At 76.3% G+C, this 15,791-nt stretch carries 12 protein-coding genes; 4 read left to right on the forward strand and 8 right to left on the reverse strand.

All coding sequences use genetic code 11. The features are described 5' to 3' along the window. Positions 1 to 69 precede the first annotated feature (69 nt). Positions 70 to 471 carry a pyridoxamine 5'-phosphate oxidase family protein gene (locus ACWDBE_RS27995; protein ID WP_449790676.1) on the forward strand — a complete coding sequence of 134 codons (402 nt, stop codon included), beginning with the start codon at positions 70 to 72 and terminating at the stop codon, positions 469 to 471. 285 nt (positions 472 to 756) lie between these two features. Next, on the forward strand, positions 757 to 2,196 hold the full coding sequence (gndA, locus tag ACWDBE_RS28000) for an NADP-dependent phosphogluconate dehydrogenase (RefSeq protein WP_449809433.1): 1,440 nt from the start codon (positions 757 to 759) through the stop codon (positions 2,194 to 2,196). Positions 2,197 to 2,258: 62 nt separating this feature from the next. Here the strand turns inward: gndA and ACWDBE_RS28005 are convergent, their stop codons facing one another. The 7 genes from ACWDBE_RS28005 to ACWDBE_RS28035 all read right to left on the reverse strand — a co-directional run bounded on the left by ACWDBE_RS28005 (position 2,259) and on the right by ACWDBE_RS28035 (position 10,901). Further along, positions 2,259 to 3,362, reverse strand: a complete 1,104-nt coding sequence (locus tag ACWDBE_RS28005; RefSeq protein ID WP_449809434.1) for an NAD(+)/NADH kinase — start codon at positions 3,360 to 3,362, stop codon at positions 2,259 to 2,261. A 214-nt stretch (positions 3,363 to 3,576) separates the two neighbouring features. After that, on the reverse strand, positions 3,577 to 4,902 hold the full coding sequence (locus ACWDBE_RS28010; protein WP_449809435.1) for an MFS transporter: 1,326 nt from the start codon (positions 4,900 to 4,902) through the stop codon (positions 3,577 to 3,579). Positions 4,903 to 5,201: 299 nt separating this feature from the next. Next, positions 5,202 to 5,939, reverse strand: a complete 738-nt coding sequence (locus tag ACWDBE_RS28015; RefSeq protein WP_449809436.1) for a class I SAM-dependent methyltransferase — start codon at positions 5,937 to 5,939, stop codon at positions 5,202 to 5,204. Positions 5,940 to 6,193: 254 nt separating this feature from the next. Continuing rightward, positions 6,194 to 7,396 (reverse strand): MFS transporter, encoded by a 1,203-nt coding sequence (locus tag ACWDBE_RS28020; RefSeq protein ID WP_449809437.1) that lies wholly within the window; start codon positions 7,394 to 7,396, stop codon positions 6,194 to 6,196. 138 nt (positions 7,397 to 7,534) lie between these two features. Further along, positions 7,535 to 7,774 (reverse strand): hypothetical protein, encoded by a 240-nt coding sequence (locus ACWDBE_RS28025; protein ID WP_449790681.1) that lies wholly within the window; start codon positions 7,772 to 7,774, stop codon positions 7,535 to 7,537. A gap of 176 nt (positions 7,775 to 7,950) precedes the next feature. After that, complete coding sequence (locus tag ACWDBE_RS28030) at positions 7,951 to 9,372, reverse strand: glutamate-cysteine ligase family protein (protein ID WP_449809438.1); 1,422 nt, start codon at positions 9,370 to 9,372, stop codon at positions 7,951 to 7,953. Then, on the reverse strand, positions 9,369 to 10,901 hold the full coding sequence (locus ACWDBE_RS28035) for a flavin monoamine oxidase family protein (protein WP_449809439.1): 1,533 nt from the start codon (positions 10,899 to 10,901) through the stop codon (positions 9,369 to 9,371). Before ACWDBE_RS28035 ends, ACWDBE_RS28030 begins: the two co-directional genes overlap by 4 nt. Positions 10,902 to 11,421: 520 nt before the next feature. Here ACWDBE_RS28035 and ACWDBE_RS28040 point away from each other — a divergent pair. Together ACWDBE_RS28040 and ACWDBE_RS28045 are read left to right on the forward strand one after the other, a co-directional pair. Beyond that, positions 11,422 to 11,799: a hypothetical protein gene (locus ACWDBE_RS28040; RefSeq protein WP_449790684.1), complete on the forward strand. Its 378-nt coding sequence runs from the start codon at positions 11,422 to 11,424 to the stop codon at positions 11,797 to 11,799. A 277-nt stretch (positions 11,800 to 12,076) separates the two neighbouring features. Then, the gene (locus ACWDBE_RS28045) at positions 12,077 to 12,709 is read left to right on the forward strand and encodes a sigma-70 family RNA polymerase sigma factor (RefSeq protein ID WP_449809452.1); all 633 of its coding nucleotides are present in this window, start codon (positions 12,077 to 12,079) and stop codon (positions 12,707 to 12,709) included. A gap of 37 nt (positions 12,710 to 12,746) precedes the next feature. Here ACWDBE_RS28045 and ACWDBE_RS28050 read toward each other — a convergent pair whose 3' ends face one another. Next, on the reverse strand, positions 12,747 to 15,644 hold the full coding sequence (locus ACWDBE_RS28050) for a BTAD domain-containing putative transcriptional regulator (protein ID WP_449790685.1): 2,898 nt from the start codon (positions 15,642 to 15,644) through the stop codon (positions 12,747 to 12,749). Positions 15,645 to 15,791: the final 147 nt, after the last annotated feature.

Consider the following 15,791-nt stretch of genomic DNA (forward strand, 5'->3'; position numbering starts at 1 on the left):
GGTACCGCCCGCCCGGCCCGTACGGCCCCCGCGGAACGAGCGTTCCGCGGGGGCCGTACCATCGCGACCATGGCCCACGACCCGCGCGACCTCGACGAATCCTTCCTCGCCTTCTGGCGGGAGCGGCACATCTCCACGCTGACCACCATCCGCCCGGACGGCACGCCGCACGTGGTGCCGGTCGGTGTGACGTACCAGCCGGAGACGGGGACCGCCCGGGTGATCACCAGCCGTACCAGCCGCAAGGCCCGCAACGTCGCCGAGGCCGGGCCCGAGGGCCTGCGGGTCGCGGTCTGCCAGGTGGACCGGGCCCGCTGGTCGACCCTGGAGGGCGTGGCGGTGGTCCGCGACGAGCCCGAGCAGGTCGCCGACGCGGAGCGCCGCTACGCCGAGCGCTACCGGGAGCCGCGGGTCAACCCGGACCGGGTGGTCATCGAGATCGCCGTCGACCGAGTCCTCGGCCGGGCCTGAGGAAGCCCGCTCCCGGGAGTGGCCGTTCCTGGGAACGACGGCTCCCGAGAACGCTCGTTCCCGCTTCCGGAACGAGCGTTCCGCGCGGCTCCGGCCGATCCCGGCGGCACCTGAACGGGCCAGCTCCCCGCGCGGGCGCCGGGCGCCGCCGGTGAGCATGTAGATCGCCCGCCCCGGGCGCCCGGTGCTGTGCGCGCAGCGCGCCGGCGGGTGGAAACGGCCGGCACAGGCCGCGGCGCGGCCCTTCCGGCCCGCCGGGAACCCCCGAGGAAGGAAGCAGCCGCCATGGAGGCATCCGCACAGATCGGCGTGACGGGGCTTGCGGTGATGGGCCGCAACCTGGCGCGGAACTTCGCCCGCAACGGCTACACGGTCGCGGTGCACAACCGGACCGCGGGGCGGACCGAGGCGCTGATCGAGGAGTTCGGCCACGAGGGCGCGTTCGTCCCGGCGCGGTCGCCGCAGGAGCTGGTGGCCGCCCTGGAGCGTCCCCGCCGGCTGCTGATCATGGTGAAGGCCGGTCAGCCCACCGACGAGGTCATCGAGGAGTTCGCCCCGCTGCTGGAGGCGGGAGACATGATCATCGACGGCGGCAACGCGCACTTCGCCGACACCCGCCGCCGGGAGCGGGCGCTGCGCGAGCGCGGCATCCACTTCGTCGGCAGCGGCGTCTCCGGCGGGGAGGAGGGCGCGCTGCACGGCCCCTCGATCATGCCCGGCGGCTCCGCCGAGTCCTACGCCGTCCTCGGCCCGATGCTGGAGAAGATCAGCGCCCACGTGGCCGGCGACCCGTGCTGCACCCACATCGGCACCGACGGGGCCGGCCACTTCGTGAAGATGGTGCACAACGGCATCGAGTACGCCGACATGCAGCTCATCGCCGAGGCCTACCACCTGCTGCGGGAGGTCGGCGGCTACGCCCCCGCCGAGATCGCCGAGATCTTCCGGAACTGGAACAAGGGCCGGCTCGACTCCTACCTGATCGAGATCACCGCCGAGGTCCTCGCCCACACCGACGCCGCCACCGGCCGGCCCTTCGTCGACATCGTCCGGGACGCCGCCGAGCAGAAGGGCACCGGGCGCTGGACCGTCCAGACCGCCCTCGACCTCGGCTCCCCGGTCACCGCCATCGCCCAGGCCACCTTCGCCCGGGTCGCCTCCTCCCGGTCCGAGCTGCGCGCGGCCTACCGGACGCTGCCCGGCGGCACCCGCCAGGAGCTGCGCCCGCACGAGGCCGAGCGCTTCACCCGGGACGTCGAGCAGGCCCTCTACGCGTCGAAGGTCATCGCCTACGACCAGGGCTGGACCATGATCCGCGACGGCGCGGCCGAGTACGGCTGGGACATCGACCTGGGCGCGGTGGCGCGGATCTGGCGCGGCGGCTGCATCATCCGGGCCGCCTTCCTCGACCGGATCCGCGCCGCCCACGCCGCCGCCCCCGACCTGGTCAGCCTGCTCGCCGAGGAGCGGTTCGCGGCGGAGGTCTCCGACGCCCAGGCGGCCTGGCGCACCGTGGTGGCCGGCGCGGCCCAGCACGGCATCCCCGTACCGGCGTTCTCCGCCGCGCTCGCCTCCTACGACACCCTGCGCAGCGAGCACCTGCCGGCCGCCCTGATCCAGGGGCAGCGCGACTTCTTCGGCGCCCACACGTACCGCCGCACGGACCGTCCGGGCAGCTTCCACACCCGCTGGGCCGAGCCCGGCCGCCCCGAGGTGAGCGCGTAGGGCCCCGGGGCGGCCGCGTAGGCGCGGCCCGCTCGGGCCGCTTCCCGCGGGGGCGCGGCGGGTCAGGCCCCGCCGTCGGTCCGGCGCACCACGGACGGGAGGTTCCTGCCCTCCTGCAGCGTGGGCAGGTTGAGGTGGTCCAGGTCGTGCGGCGGCGGAGCGGTCAGCGGCCAGGCCGACGGCACCTCGCCGTCGGAGGCGGCGGCGGGCGCGTCGGTCAGCCGCAGCCGCCGGCGCAGGCGGCCGTAGAAGTCGGTCGGCCCCAGCCGGACCGCCCGCAGCCGGGTCGGCGCGGCGTAGACGCCGATCCAGTCACCGGGGTCCAGCACGCCTCGGAGCTGGCCGTCCACGCTGACCGCCGCGCTGCCGGAATGCGGCAGCAGGCGCATGGCGATCGGCTCGTCCGGTGCGGTGAGGACCGAGCGCTCGAAGACCATGTGCGCCGCGACGGGGGTGAAGACGAGGACCTCCGCCCGGGGCGAGACCACCGGCCCGCCCGCGGCGAAGCTGTACGCGGTCGAGCCCGTCGGGGTCGCCACCAGCAGCGCGTCGCCCGCGTAGGAGGCGAGCAGCCGCCCGGCGAAGTAGACCGCGGCGGCGACCCGGCCGTCCCGGGCGAACTTCTCCACGACGACCTCGTTCAGCCCGAGAAGGTCGAGGGCCACCCCCCAGCCCCCGCCGGCGTCGCAGTCCGGGCGCACCTGCGGCGGGGGCAGGGCCGGCCGGCGGCCGTAGAACTGCGCCGGGCCCTCGTCCTCGGGCGGCGACAGCGGTCGGGAGGCCCGCATGGTGAGGAGCATCCGCTCCTCGACCGTGGTGCGGGACTCCTGGACGGCGTCCAGGGCCTGGAGCACGTCCCGCGCGGGCACCTCGGTGAGGAAGCCGACGTGCCCGAAGTCGATGCCGAGCAGCAGCGAGCCGTTGTGCGCCGCCAGGCGCGCGCCGCGCAGAAAGGTTCCGTCGCCGCCCAGCGTGACGATGAGGTCCGGATTCCCGGCGGCGGCCATCTCCGCCCCGGCGCTGTGTCGCTGGACGCCCGCGTTCCACACGTCGATCTCGGCGCACGGAACGCGGTGGTCGTCGCACCAGGCCCGGACCAGGCCCGAGGCGGCCACGGCTTCGGGCCGCCCCTTGTGCACGACGAGTCCGAGGCGGTGGACCGCCATGGCGCGTCCTCCCGGGCGAGGGGTGGGGTCCTCTCCAGGATGCGCCCGGGCCGGCAGCCCCGGCGACTCGCCCCCGCCCCAGGGCCCGGACCGGCCCCGCCGTCGGGCTCCCACGGCCCGGTGCCGTCGGGCCCGTAAAGGGCCGGTGCCGTCGGGTTTCCCTGGGCCCGGTGTCGTCGGGTTCCCCGCGGTCCGGTACGAAGGGCGACGGGGCTCAGGCGGCCTTCTGCTCGGCCGCCCGCTCGATCCCGGCCAGCACGTCGCGCGGGAACCAGAGGCTGCTCGCGCCCGCCAGCGCGACGGCTGCCGCCCCGACCAGCACCGGCACGATGCCGACCCGGGCGGCGAGCCACCCGCCGACGAAGGCGCCGACCGGCAGGGTGGCGGTCAGCACCGCCTGGAGGAAGGCGTTGACGCGGCCCAACAGGTTCGCGGGGGTGACGAGTTGGCGCCCGGTGGTCATGGCGATCGACCAGATGGTGGCCAGCAGTCCGAACAGCAGCTGGTAGAGCACCAGCACCGGGAACGACAAGCCCAGGGAGGCCGCCGGGATGAGGAAGAGGGCGGCCCCCGCGCCGACCGCGCACAGCCGGATGGCCCGGGCCATGCCCAGCGCCCGGGTCACGGAGGCCGCGACCAGCACGCCGGTGCCCATGCCGACGGCGTACGCGGCGTAGACCGCGCCGAGCTGCCACGCGGGCAGCCGCAGCTCCCGGTCGGCGTACAGCACGAACAGTCCGGCGCCGGCGCCGCCGCCGAGGTTGAGCCCGGCGGCGGCCAGGGCCTGGCGGCGCAGCAGGGTCTCCCGCCGGATGACCGCGAGGCCCTCCCGCAGGGCTTCGAGTCGGGACCGCGCGCCGTGCCCCGCCTCGTGCGCGGGCCGGTTCAGCGCGGCCGGCAGCGCCAGGAAGAGGGCCCCGCCGACGAGGTAGGCGGCGCACTCGACCAGCAGCGCGGGGGCCGGGTCGACCACGCCGATCAGGACGCCGCCGAGCGCCGGCCCGCCGATCAGGCCGATGGTCCTCGCCCCGGTGAGCGAGGAGTTGGCCGGCAGCAGGCGCTCCGCGGGCACCACCCGGGGCAGACAGGACTGCAGCGCGACGCTCTGGGCGGATCCCAGCGCCCCGGAGGCGGCGGCCGCGGCGAAGAGGTGCGGCCAGGTCAGGCCGTCCAGCGCGGCCGCGAGCGGCACGCTGCCGATGGCGGGGAGCTGCAGCCAGGACACCGAGACCAGCATCCGGCGCAACCGGGCCCGGTCGACGGCGACGCCGATCAGCGGGCTGAGCAGGACGCCGGGCAGGTAGGTCATCGCCAGCAGCGCGGAGGAGCCGAGCGGGCCGGCGCGCAGGTGGGCGATGGCCAGCAGCGGCAGCGCCAGTGCGGTGACCTGGCGTCCCACCGAGCTGCTCAGCTGCTCCGTGACGAGCAGCAGCAGCGGACGGTGCCGGCGCAGCGGTACGGGTTCCGGGGCCGGGGGCGCTGTCGTGGGCGGGCCGGACTCCGCCGGTACGGACGACCCCTCGGCCGTGGAAGATCCCATGCGGGGAAGCAAAACACGGCGGGGTCGTCCGCCTGCCCGCCTTTGCCGCCGCTCCTGCACGATTGCGCCAATCTCCCGGTGCTCCAGGGGACTTGAGTGGTTCGCCGGGCGCCGGATGCTGACCAGCGGAGATCGGGAACGGCCGGGCCGTCGGCGCGGCCCGTCCGGAGGGTCCGACCGGACACGGAGGATGGCCGAAAGCCGGTGGATCGTCGGGTTTCCGCGCGCCCGGCCCTGCGGGCCGGGGCGTGTCCGACGATTCCCGTCGCACGTCTGGCGCGAATTGTCAGACACGCCCTCTAGGCCGGCGCGGAACCGCGCGGCCCGGCGACCAGCCAGTGCGCGGGCAGCTCGATCCGGGTGCCGTCGGGGCCGGACTCCGTGGTGGCCAGCGGCAGTTCACCGGTGGCGAGGACGTCCAGGCCGGCGGCGTGGAACAGCTCGGGGAAGGCCGAGTCGGCGACTCCGGCGGGGGCGAGCCCGTGCGAGAACACGGGGCGCAGCTTCGGGGGCGGTCCGGCCGGCCCGCGGACGAGCTCGGCCAGCACGTCCTTGGCCGCCTCGGCGAGTTCGAACACGAAGGCCCGACCGCGCGCCCCGAGCAGGATGCGAACGGCTTCGACCACCGCGGGGCGGTCGGCCGGTTCGCTCTGGTGGATCACCCCGCGCACGTACACGTTGGCGTCGCCGAGGCGGTGGTGGAGCTCCCGGACGGCCTCGGTGTCGGTGGCGTCCAACCGGGTGAACTCGGCCCGCCCGGCCGGGTCGCCCCGCCGGGCGAGGTCCAGCGCGGCGGTGGACAGGTCGACTCCGAGGACGACGGGGAAGCGCTCGGCGAGGAAGCGGGTCTGGGTGCCGTTGCCGCAGCCCAGGTCGACGACGGGCAGCGCGGGGTCGGCCAGGTGGGGACGGAACAGCGTGAGGTGGCGTTCGGCGCCGAGGGCCGGTTCCGCGTCCCAGATCACCGAGCCCGGTTCCTCGGGCGCATCGCGCCAGAAACGCTCCCAGGCGCCCAGGTAGCGACTCGTCACGGCCATGGCGGGAACCTCCGGATGTCACGCAAGGTGTCTGGCTCGTGTCTATCGGTCCCCGGCGTGGGCGGCAAGCGCGTACGGGCGGCCGGCGGCGTTCGCGCGCGGGTTGCGTACGGCCGGCGCGTACGGCGGCGCGCGGGACGGCCTGCGGCGTGCTGGTCGGCGCGCGGGCCGGTGCGGGGGAGTGCGGGCCGGCGCACAGGCCGGTGCGGAGCAGTGGGGGCCGGCGCACGGGCCGGTGCGGGGCAGTGCGCGCGTCAGCTCGCGGTGCGCGCCTGGCGCAGCAGGTAGAGGCCGGAGGCGGCGGCGAGCACGCCCATGCAGGCGGCGAAGACCAGGCCCGCCTGGGCCAGGCCGAGCGGCCCGGTCAGCAGGCCCACCCCGATGACCGGGATCGAGATGCCGAAGTAGGCGACCACGAACAGCGCGGAGAGGGCGCCGCCGCGGTGCTCGGTGGCGGCGGCCGCCGCCACCTCGCCCACCGCCCCGCGTAGGCCCATGCCCTGGCCGGCGCCGCCCACCAGGGCGCTGAGCACCAGCAGGGCGAGGACCTCCCGGGCGAGCGAGCCGGCCAGCAGCGCCAACCCGGCGATCAGCACCAGGCAGCCCAGTGGGATCGCCCGGGCGGTGCCGAGCCGGGGCACCAGGAGCTGGCCGAGGGTGGAGGCGAAGAAGACCGTGAAGACCACCAGGCCGACCACCGCGCGGTTGTGGACGCCCAGGTCGGTGGCGAGGAAGGCGGGGCTGACGGAGGTGAACAGGCCCAGCAGGGAGAAGCCGGCGAAGGCGGCGACCGCGGCCGGCACGAACACCCGGCGGACCTCCGGCGACAGGCTCGGCCGGTCGGGCCGGGCCGTGCGCAGCGGGCGGGCCCCGGCGACCGTCTCCGGCAGCAGCCGGGTGAGCGCGAAGGAGACGGTGACCAGGCCCAGGTGCACGGCGAACGGCAGCACCAGCGGGTGCGGCGCGTACTGCGAGAGCACGCCCGACAGCAGCGGTCCGCAGCCGAGTCCGCCCATGTTGGCGGCGGTCGCGACGAAGCCCGCCCGGGCCCGGTGCCCGGGCGGGGCGAGCTCCAGCCCGTACGCCGTGCCGGTGCCGGTGAACAGGCCCGCCGAGAACCCGGACAGCAGGCGGCCCAGGTAGAGCACGGCCACGCTGTCGGCGGCCATGAAGACCACGGCGCTGGCGGCCGAGCAGGCCAGCCCGCAGAGCAGCACGGGCCGGCGCCCGACGGTGTCCGAGACGTTGCCGACCAGCAGCAGCACGCCGATGACGCCGAAGGCGTACACCGCGAACACGACCGTCACCGTCAGCTCGGAGAAGCCGAGCTTCTCCTGGTACAGCCCGTAGAGCGGGGTGGGCAGGGTGGTGCCCGTCATGCAGACGGCGAAAGCGGCGGCGGCGACGAGGTGGCCCAGCCGGGCGACACCAGGCCGGACGGTCCGACGATCGGTCATTCGCCCACCATAGGTGCGGCCCCGGACCGGGGCCGTGCCGCGCGGGGGAGCACTGCGCCGAATGGCTGTCCGCGCCCGGCGCCCGTCCGCGACCGGCCGCCGCCGTCGCGGACGGGCACGAACGGGCGCCCGGTGGCCTCAGCGGTCCGGGTGCCAGGCGGCTTCGAGGGCGGTGGTGCCGTCCGGCCGGGACACCAGGTGCCACCGGGCGCGCGGCCCGGCCGGGCGGGCGGACGGGCGGGGCGTGCCGATCGCGCCGAGCACGGTGTTGTCGAGCGGGCTGGCGGCGAGGCGGTCCAGCACCCGGGTGACGGCGGTGCGCAGGCCGTGGCGGCGCACGTCGGGGAGGACGGAATGGAACGTGGCGGGGACGGACATGCGGCTCACCTCCGGGACGACCTGCGGGGCTTGCAGGTGTGATGGGGTCCAGCTTCCGCCCGCCCGCGCCCGCCGGGGCCCGGATTGACGCACTGCTGACACACCGCTGACGACCTGCTGACGCGGAGGTTCCCTCCAAGTGGTCCGCGGGCGGTCCGCCGTGGTCCGCCGCTGCCTCAGACCCGGTACGCGGCGACGTAGCGGGCAGGGTCGCGGCGCAGTTCGCCGTGCCAGCGTTCGAGGCACTGCTCGGCGAAGGTCCGGCCGGTGGCGAGGACCTCCTCCAGCGGGTCCAGGTACCCGAGCACGTGCGGCGGTTCGAGGCCGGCCGCGATCCGGGCGGCGAGGCCGGCCCGGGCCAGCCGCAGGAGTTCGGCGGCCAGCGGGCGGACCGGTTCGCCGCCGAGCCGGGTGGCCAGGCCGAGGGCGGGTAGTTCGGCGAGTGCGGCCCGGTGGTCGTGCAGGGTGTGGCGGCCGAGCAACTCCCAGGCGGCGTCGCAGGATTCGGGGTGGTAACTGAGCCCGGCCCAGAGCGCGGGGACGGCGGGGATGGACGGGTACGGCGGGCCGTCCGAGGCGCGCAGCTCCAGGGTGTTGCGGACCCTGGTGTTGGTCCAGAGCTGGTTGAGGTGGGCGGCCCAGTGCGCCGGGGTCGGGCGCGAGCCGTCCGGGTAGCCGTGCCGGAGCAGTTCGTCGAAGGTGAGCTCCGGGGGCGCCGGGTGGTAGCGGCCGTCCGGGGTGCGGTAGTGGATCAGCGGGATGCCGAGCGCCCAGTCGACGACGGACTCGACGGTGACGTCGGGGCGCAGCGCGGGCGGCAGCACTCCGCCCCGGCGCGGGTCCATCCGCTGCCAGGCCCAGCACCGGTGGGACAGTCGCCCGCTGGAGGAACTCCCCCCCTGGAGTGGTGAGTTGACGAGCATCGCGGAGACCACCGGGGCTGCGGCCATCTGCATCCGCAGCTTCCGGGTGAAGTCGGAGGGGGAGAGGTAGTCCAGGGTCACCTGGGTGGACAGCGACAGCGCCATCACGTACCGGGCGCGGCTGCCGGGCTCGCCCAGTCCGGTGAAGTAGTCCCGCATGATGGCGCCCCGGGTCATCGGCACCCACTGCATGTCGGCGAGCCGGTCGAAGGGCAGGTAGGCGCCGGGCAGCAGGGCGAGACCGAACGAGCCGACCAGGTCGGCGAGTTGCTCCAGTGCGGCGCGCATGTCGTCCACCGCCTCGGCCACCGAGGGCGCGGGCGTGGAGGAGTACTCCAGCTGGCCGCCGTGTTCGAGGGTGATCTGGCTGCCGTCCGGGAGCAGTACTCCGGTCAGTCGCCCGGTGTCCTCCTGCGGCTCGCCGCCCCACCGGGCCAGCACCGCCTCCAGGACGGCCAGCACACCGTTCTCGCCGGCGTAGCGGGCGGCCAGCCCGGTGGCCGGGTCGACCAGGCCGCACTCGACCTCGATGCCGACCAGCTCGCCACGGCCGGGCCGGAACGGGGCGAGCAACTCGGCGCGGCCCAGTGCCGGGGCGGGGGCCGGGGCCGGTTCCGGGGCGACTGCGGGGCCGGATGCGGTGCCCGGCGCCGGGCCGGGGTCGGCGACCGTCACACCGCCCCCACCCGGGTGACGACCCGGGGGTGCCCCGCCCGGTCGAGCAGCGCGCCCACCGCGCCGAGGGCGGACTGCGCCGCGCCCTGGCACCAGGCGTGGGCACCGGACAGGTGCTCGCCGGCGAAGAAGACCCGCGGCCGCTCCGCCGGGTACGGGGAGCCGAGCACGCTCAGGTAGCGGCTGTGCTCGCCGGGCGTGAGATGGGCGAACGCGCCGCCGCCCATGCCGCTCTGCACGTCCCAGTTGCAGTGCACGATGTCGTCCACGTCCGCCGTGATGCCGGGGTGGAGCCGTTCCAGGCACTCCAGCACCAGCGCGTCCCGCTCGGCCGGCTCCAGCGCGGCGAAGCGGCGGGCGTTGGCACCCCACAGGTACGCGCCGAGCAGGGCCGTCGGCTCGGCCGAGCGCAGCGGGTCACGCGCGACCCAGTGCGGGCCGCCGCTGCCGTTGACCCCGTCCTTGCTCCGCACCGCGTTGTCGGAGGGGTACCAGCACTGCTGGATCGGGAGGTCGGTGAAGCTGCCGCCGCCGTGGATGCCGTCCTCCAGCTCCCAGCGGCGGCGGGTGAGGTGCAGGACGGTCTTGATGCTGCTGGCGTAGCTGATGCCGCGGATGGCGTGCCGCTGGGCGTGCGGCAGGCCCGGGGTGACGGTGATCTGGTCGAGCGCGGGTGCCGGGACGCAGCACACCACGTAGTCGACGTCGTCGTGCAGCCTGGCGCCGATCCGCCGGCCGTGGAGCCGGACGCCGTCAGCGGTCAGCGCCAGTTCGTCGACCTGGGTGGAGAGCCGGAGCGTGCCCGGGCGCAGCGAATCGACGAAGGCGTGGATCAGCGTGTCCAGCCCGTCGACCAGCTCGATCTGCCCGCGGTGGAACAGGCCGAAGTAGTCGACCAGCACCTCCAGCAGTGAGGACTGCTCGTAGTGGGCCAGGCCGCTGGCGTGGCCGAAGAGGTCCCAGGCGTCCTGCGACAGGTGCTCGTGGACGAACTGCCACAGCGACACCGAGGCCGCCCGCTCCAGCGCCGGGTCGTCCCAGTGGCCCTCCAGGGTGCGGCGCTGCTGCTCCACGGTCAGGGTGCGCCACACCGAGCCGAGCAGGTGGTCCAGCACCGGGGTGGGGGCCTGGCGCTCGGTCGGGCGCAGCTCGTACGCGGGGAACAGCGACGCCACGTCGTGCACCCGGACCCGCCGGCCGCGCAGGTGGTAGTAGGCGCGCGGGTTGGAGTTGACGAACGGGCGGGTCGCCAGCCGGAACCGGGAGACGTAGTGCAGCACGCAGTGGTGGTTGCCGGGGATGCGCATGGCGCCGAGGTCCACATGGGTGCCGTCCCAGAACCGGTGGGTGCGCACCCGTCCGCCCGGCCGGTTCGCCCGCTCGTACACGACGACGTCGAAGCCCCGGCGCTGCAGCTCGTACGCGCACACCAGCCCGGCGACGCCGGCTCCGACCACGGCCACCCGCCCCCGGGCACCTGCGACCGGTTCCAGCAGCGAGCGGGGGAACGCAAAGCTCGATTCGAACATCGGCACCGTACCCATCTGAGGCGGGACCCCCGGGCCCAGCCTTGGCCAGGCCGCCGTCGGATGCCACTTCGCGGCGCCGATGCGGGTGACGGGCAGGTGACGGGCGGGGGTTTGACGGGGACGGAGCGACCGCGGCGGCCCTGCGGGCTTCTACCCGGGGTCCGTCCGTCCAATCGCGGGGCCTTCGGAGGGGCGTCCTCACCCGGATGCCCCAGCCGGTCGGCGGGCATGGCCATGCCGGGCCGGGCCGGGCCCCGGCTCCGGCCGGACCGTACGGCCGGGAGCACGGCTGAAGGAGTTCCTCCGGTTCACCTGAACCGCTGGTGGCGGAGGGCTCGTTGAGCGGGACGGGGTGCACGGAGCGCCCCTTGCCACTTCGGGAGGGACCGCATCGGAAAACCCTCCGCTCGACCGGCTACCGATCGGTACCTTCGTTCGGTGGCACCCGGCGCTCGCCGAGTGCCATCGGACAGCACCGAGTGCGAGTGAGTGCGACGGAGTCGGAAGGAGCGTGAGCCCCGTGAACGGGACGGGGGAGGGACCCGGCACGGCCGCGGACGGACCGGAGGCCCGGGAGTTCATCGCGGCCCTGGTGCGGTCGGGAACGCCGAGCGTGGCCGGGCCCGCCGCGTTGGCGGTGCCCGAGGCGGCGGCGGGGGAGGTGATCGCGGTCGCCCGGCGGCTGGCGCTGCGCGCGGTGCCGGAGGGCCGGCTGTGGCCGCGGCCGGCGCCGGGGCTGCTGGGCCTGGCGACGGCGCTGGTGGTGGACGAGCACCCGTCGGCCCCCCGGTGGTCGGCGGCGGAGCGCCGGCGGCTGGCGACCTGGGTCGCGATGCTGATCGAGCACCGGGGCGAGGACGGGGTGCGGGAGTTGCTCCGGGTGCTCGCCGAGGGCTGACCGGCCCCCGGTCGGCGGTGCCCCGCCGGAGCCGCGGCGCACGGCCGCTAACGGCCGGCCAACGGTCGTCGGCGTCCGCCAACGGTGGCGTCCGCGGCCGGGCCGAGCGCTGCGCGCGGAGGCGTTGGCCGATCCTTGGCGCGGACTTGGCGGCCTCCGGCAGTGTGCTGGTGCAGCCACCGCCGGGGATGTCCGGCCGGTGCCCAGCACTCCTGCCCGTGCTGCGACCCCTGCCCGTGCTGCGCCCCTTGCCCGACCTGAGAGGTAGCGCGTGTCGATGCCGCCCGTCGTCCAGTCAACGTCCGCCACCCCGCCGCCCGGGGGCCCCGCGGACACGCCGGAAGGTGCCGGCGCCCCGGCCCGTCCTACCCTCGACCCCGACACGCTCGCCGAGATCCACCGGCTGCACGGCGGCTACCTGCTGCGCTCGCTGCTGCGGGCCACCGGCGGGGACCGGGGCAAGGCCGAGGACATCCTCCAGGAGACCCTGCTGCGTGCCTGGCAGCACCCGGAGGCGCTGGCCGCCGGCCCGGCGGCGAGCCGGCCCTGGCTGTTCACCGTGGCCCGGCGGATCGCGATCGACCACTACCGGATGGCCGCCGCCCGCGCCAAGGAGGTGATCGGCGAGCCGGTGGAGGACCGGCCGCTCGCCGACGACCCGTACGAGCGGGTGGTGGTGGCCCGGGACATCGCGCTGGCGCTGCGCCGGGTGCAGAAGCACCACCGCGAGGTGCTGGTCGAGCTGCACCTCGAGGACCGCTCGGTGCTCGAGGCCTCCGCCCGGTTGGGGGTGCCGCCGGGGACGGTCAAGTCCCGCAACTTCTACGCGATCCGGGCGCTGCGCCCGGTGCTGGCGGCGGAGCACGGGTACGCCCCGCCGGAGCACGGGGCCGCCTCGGCCACCGGCTGACCGGGCCGGCGGTGGCACCGGCCCCGGGCCGCGCGGCTCAGTCGTGCGCGGGCCGCCGGTCGGCGCGGAGGTCGAGCGACTCCTCCAGACCCGCGGTGAACTCGCTGAGGTAGCCCGCCTGCCGGTCGTGCGCGCGGAAGCGGTCCAGCGCCCTGCGAAGCCGTCCTCCGGCCTCCGGCTCCCGGCCCCGGGCCGTCAGGTGGGCGGCGTAGGCCTGTTCGGCCACCGCGTGCAGGTACAGCAGGCCGGCCTCCTCGCAGGCGGCGAGCAGCCGGTGCCAGGCGAGGTCGGCGGCGTCGTCGCGGACCGTCGGCGGCAGGGCCTGGGCCTCGGTCAGCAGCGACCAGAGGTGGACCTGGGTGACGGGCGTGGCGGGCAGCAGCTCCCGGGCCTCGCGGGACCGGCGCTGGGCGCCCTCCCGGTCCCCGACGGCCAGGCTCACCCAGCCCTGGTGCACCTTGGCGTCGACCAGCCGGCGGCGGTCGCCCGACTCCAGCGCGAGCGCGGTGGCGGAGGCCGCCAGCCGTTCGGCCTCGGCGCAGTGGCCGAGCATCGCGGTGACCAGCGCCAGCGTGGCGAGCGCCCGGACGCGCGCGGACGCGGCGGCGGGCCCGGTCGCGGACTCGGCGGCGGCCACCGCCCTGCGCGCCGCCTCCGCGGACTCCGGCCGGCGTTCCAGCGCGACCAGGGCCTGGGCCCGGCAGGTGAGCAGCAGCGCGACCGCGACCGGGTCGCCGCACCGTTCGGCCGCCGCCAGCCCCAGCCGGGCGCCGGCGAGCCAGTCGGTGAAGCGGCTGGCGCCGTAGTAGAGCGAGCCGCAGGTCAGCGCGAGCCGCCAGGTGCGGGCCGGATCGGTGTCGGGGGACGCGATCAGCGCGGAGATCGCGGGTTCCTCGGCGTCGAACCAGTCGAGCGCGGTGCGGATGTCGACGGCGGCGGGCACGGCCTGCGCCGGACCGGTGGGCGGGGCGGTGTCCTCCTGGCCGGGGTCGAGGAAGGAGCCGCAGTGCCGCAGGGCCGTGAGGTAGTGGTCGGCCAGGCGTTCGCGGAGCAGCCGACGGTGCTGTTCGGGCCGTTCCGCGAGCAGGCCGGCGCCGTACAGCCGGACCAGGTCGGCCCGGGCGTGGCGGCCCGGGGCGGTGTCGGTGAGCAGGTGGTGGGAGGTCAGTTCGCCGAGCGCCCGGTGGGCGGTGGCGGTGTCGCTGCCGAGCAGGGCGGCGCTCGCCTGGGCGTCCACCTCGCGGCCGGGATGTTCGGCCAGGGCGGTCAGCAGCTCGGCCGCGGGTTCGGAGAGCCGGCGGTGGGTGAGCCGGAGCCGGCCGGCGACGGAGAGCGTGCCGTCGGCGTCCAGGACGGCCAACCTGGCGCGCTCGTCGGCGAGTTCGGCGACCAGACCGGCGACCGTCCAGTCCGGCCGGGCGGCGAGGCGGGCGGCGGCGATCCGCAGGGCGAGCGGCAGGTGGTCGCAGAGCCCGGCGAGCCGGGCGGCGGCCTCCGGCTCGGCGCGCAGCCGCTCCGGCGTCAGGGCGCGTTCCAGCAGGTGCAGGGCGTCGTCCTCGGGCAGCGCGGCCAGGCGCAGCAGGCCGGCCCCCTCCAGGGCGACCAGGCCCTCCAGCGGGCCCCGGCCGGTGACCACGGCGGTGCCGGTCGGTCCCGCGGGCAGCAGGTCGGCGACCTGCTCGGCGTCGGCGGCGTCGTCCAGCAGCACCAGCAGCCGCCGGCCCCTGGTGCGGTCGCGGTAGAGCGCGGCCCGGGCGGCGCGGTCGGCGGGGATGTCCTCCTCGGGTACGCCGAGCGCGCGCAGGAAGCCGGCCAGCACGGCCTCGGGCCGGGCCGGGGCGTCCGGCGAGCCAGGGGCACCTGGGGTGTGCGGGTCGGCCGGAGTGTCCGGGCCGGCCGGGGTGTCCGGGTCGGTCGGGGCGAGGCCGTGCAGCTCGGCGTGGAGCACGCCGTCCGGGAAGCGGGCGGCCGCCCGGTGGGCCCAGGCGGTGACCAGCGCGCTCTTGCCGACGCCGGCCGGGCCGACCACCAGCACCGGGCCTTCACCGGAACGGTCGGGCCCGCAGGCCCGGTCCAGGCGGGCCAGGTCGGCGAGACGGCCGACGAAGTCCGGGTCGCGGCGAGGGAGTCGGCGCGGGACGGGCGGGGCCTGCGGGGTCGGCGGCGCCGGCTCGGCGGCCGGCGGCAGCTCCACCGTGCGGTCGTCGGCCAGCACCTCGGCGAGCGCGGCCCGCAGCGCCGGGCCGGGGTTGATGCCCAGCTCGTCGGCCAGCCGTACCCGGGCCTGGTGGTAGGCCGTCAGCGCCTCGGCGGGCCGGCCCGCCTGGTGCAGGCAGCGCATCAGCAGCGCCACCAGCTCCTCGCGCAGTCCGTCCACCCGTACGCCCTGCTCCAGCAGGGGCACGGCCGACGCCCCGGTGCCCTGGCCCAGCCGCAGCCCGGCCCAGCGGACCAGGACGGAGGTGCGGGACTGCTCCAGCCGGTCCACCGTGGCGGCGCGCAGGGGGGTGTCGGGCAGGTCGGCCAGCGGCTCGCCGCGCCACAGCCCCAGTGCCTCCTCCAGCAGCGCGACCGCTGCGGTGCGGTTGTCGAGCCAGGTCTGCCGGTCGGCCGCGGCCGCGAGCTCCTCGAAGCGCAGCGCGTCCACCGCGCCGACCGGCCCGTCCAGCAGGTAGCCGGAGTCCCGGGTGTGCAGCTCGAACGGGGTGTCCGCGAGCACCTTCCGCAGCGCGGCGACGTGCCCCTGCACGGCCGCCCGCGCGCTCGGCGGCGGCTGCTCGTCCCACAGCATCTCGTACAGCTGCTCCATGGCGACCAGACGCCCCAACCGCAGTGCCAGCAGGGCCAGTACGGCCCTCCGCTGCGCGCCCGCCACGCCGTCGAAGCCCTCTGCCCCGACCCGCAACTCCACCGGCCCGAGCAGCCGAATCCGCACCAGTGACCCCGTTTCACCGCGAACCGCACATCACACCCGAAGCCTCGGGGTGGAGCAGTGTAGTGCGACATCGTGCCCCGTCCGTGCCGGACGGGGCTCCCACCGCAGGCCACACCCTCCCTGAGGGGATGCCACCGCGGCAGCCGG

The sequence above is a fragment of the Kitasatospora sp. NPDC001132 genome, from assembly GCF_053598415.1.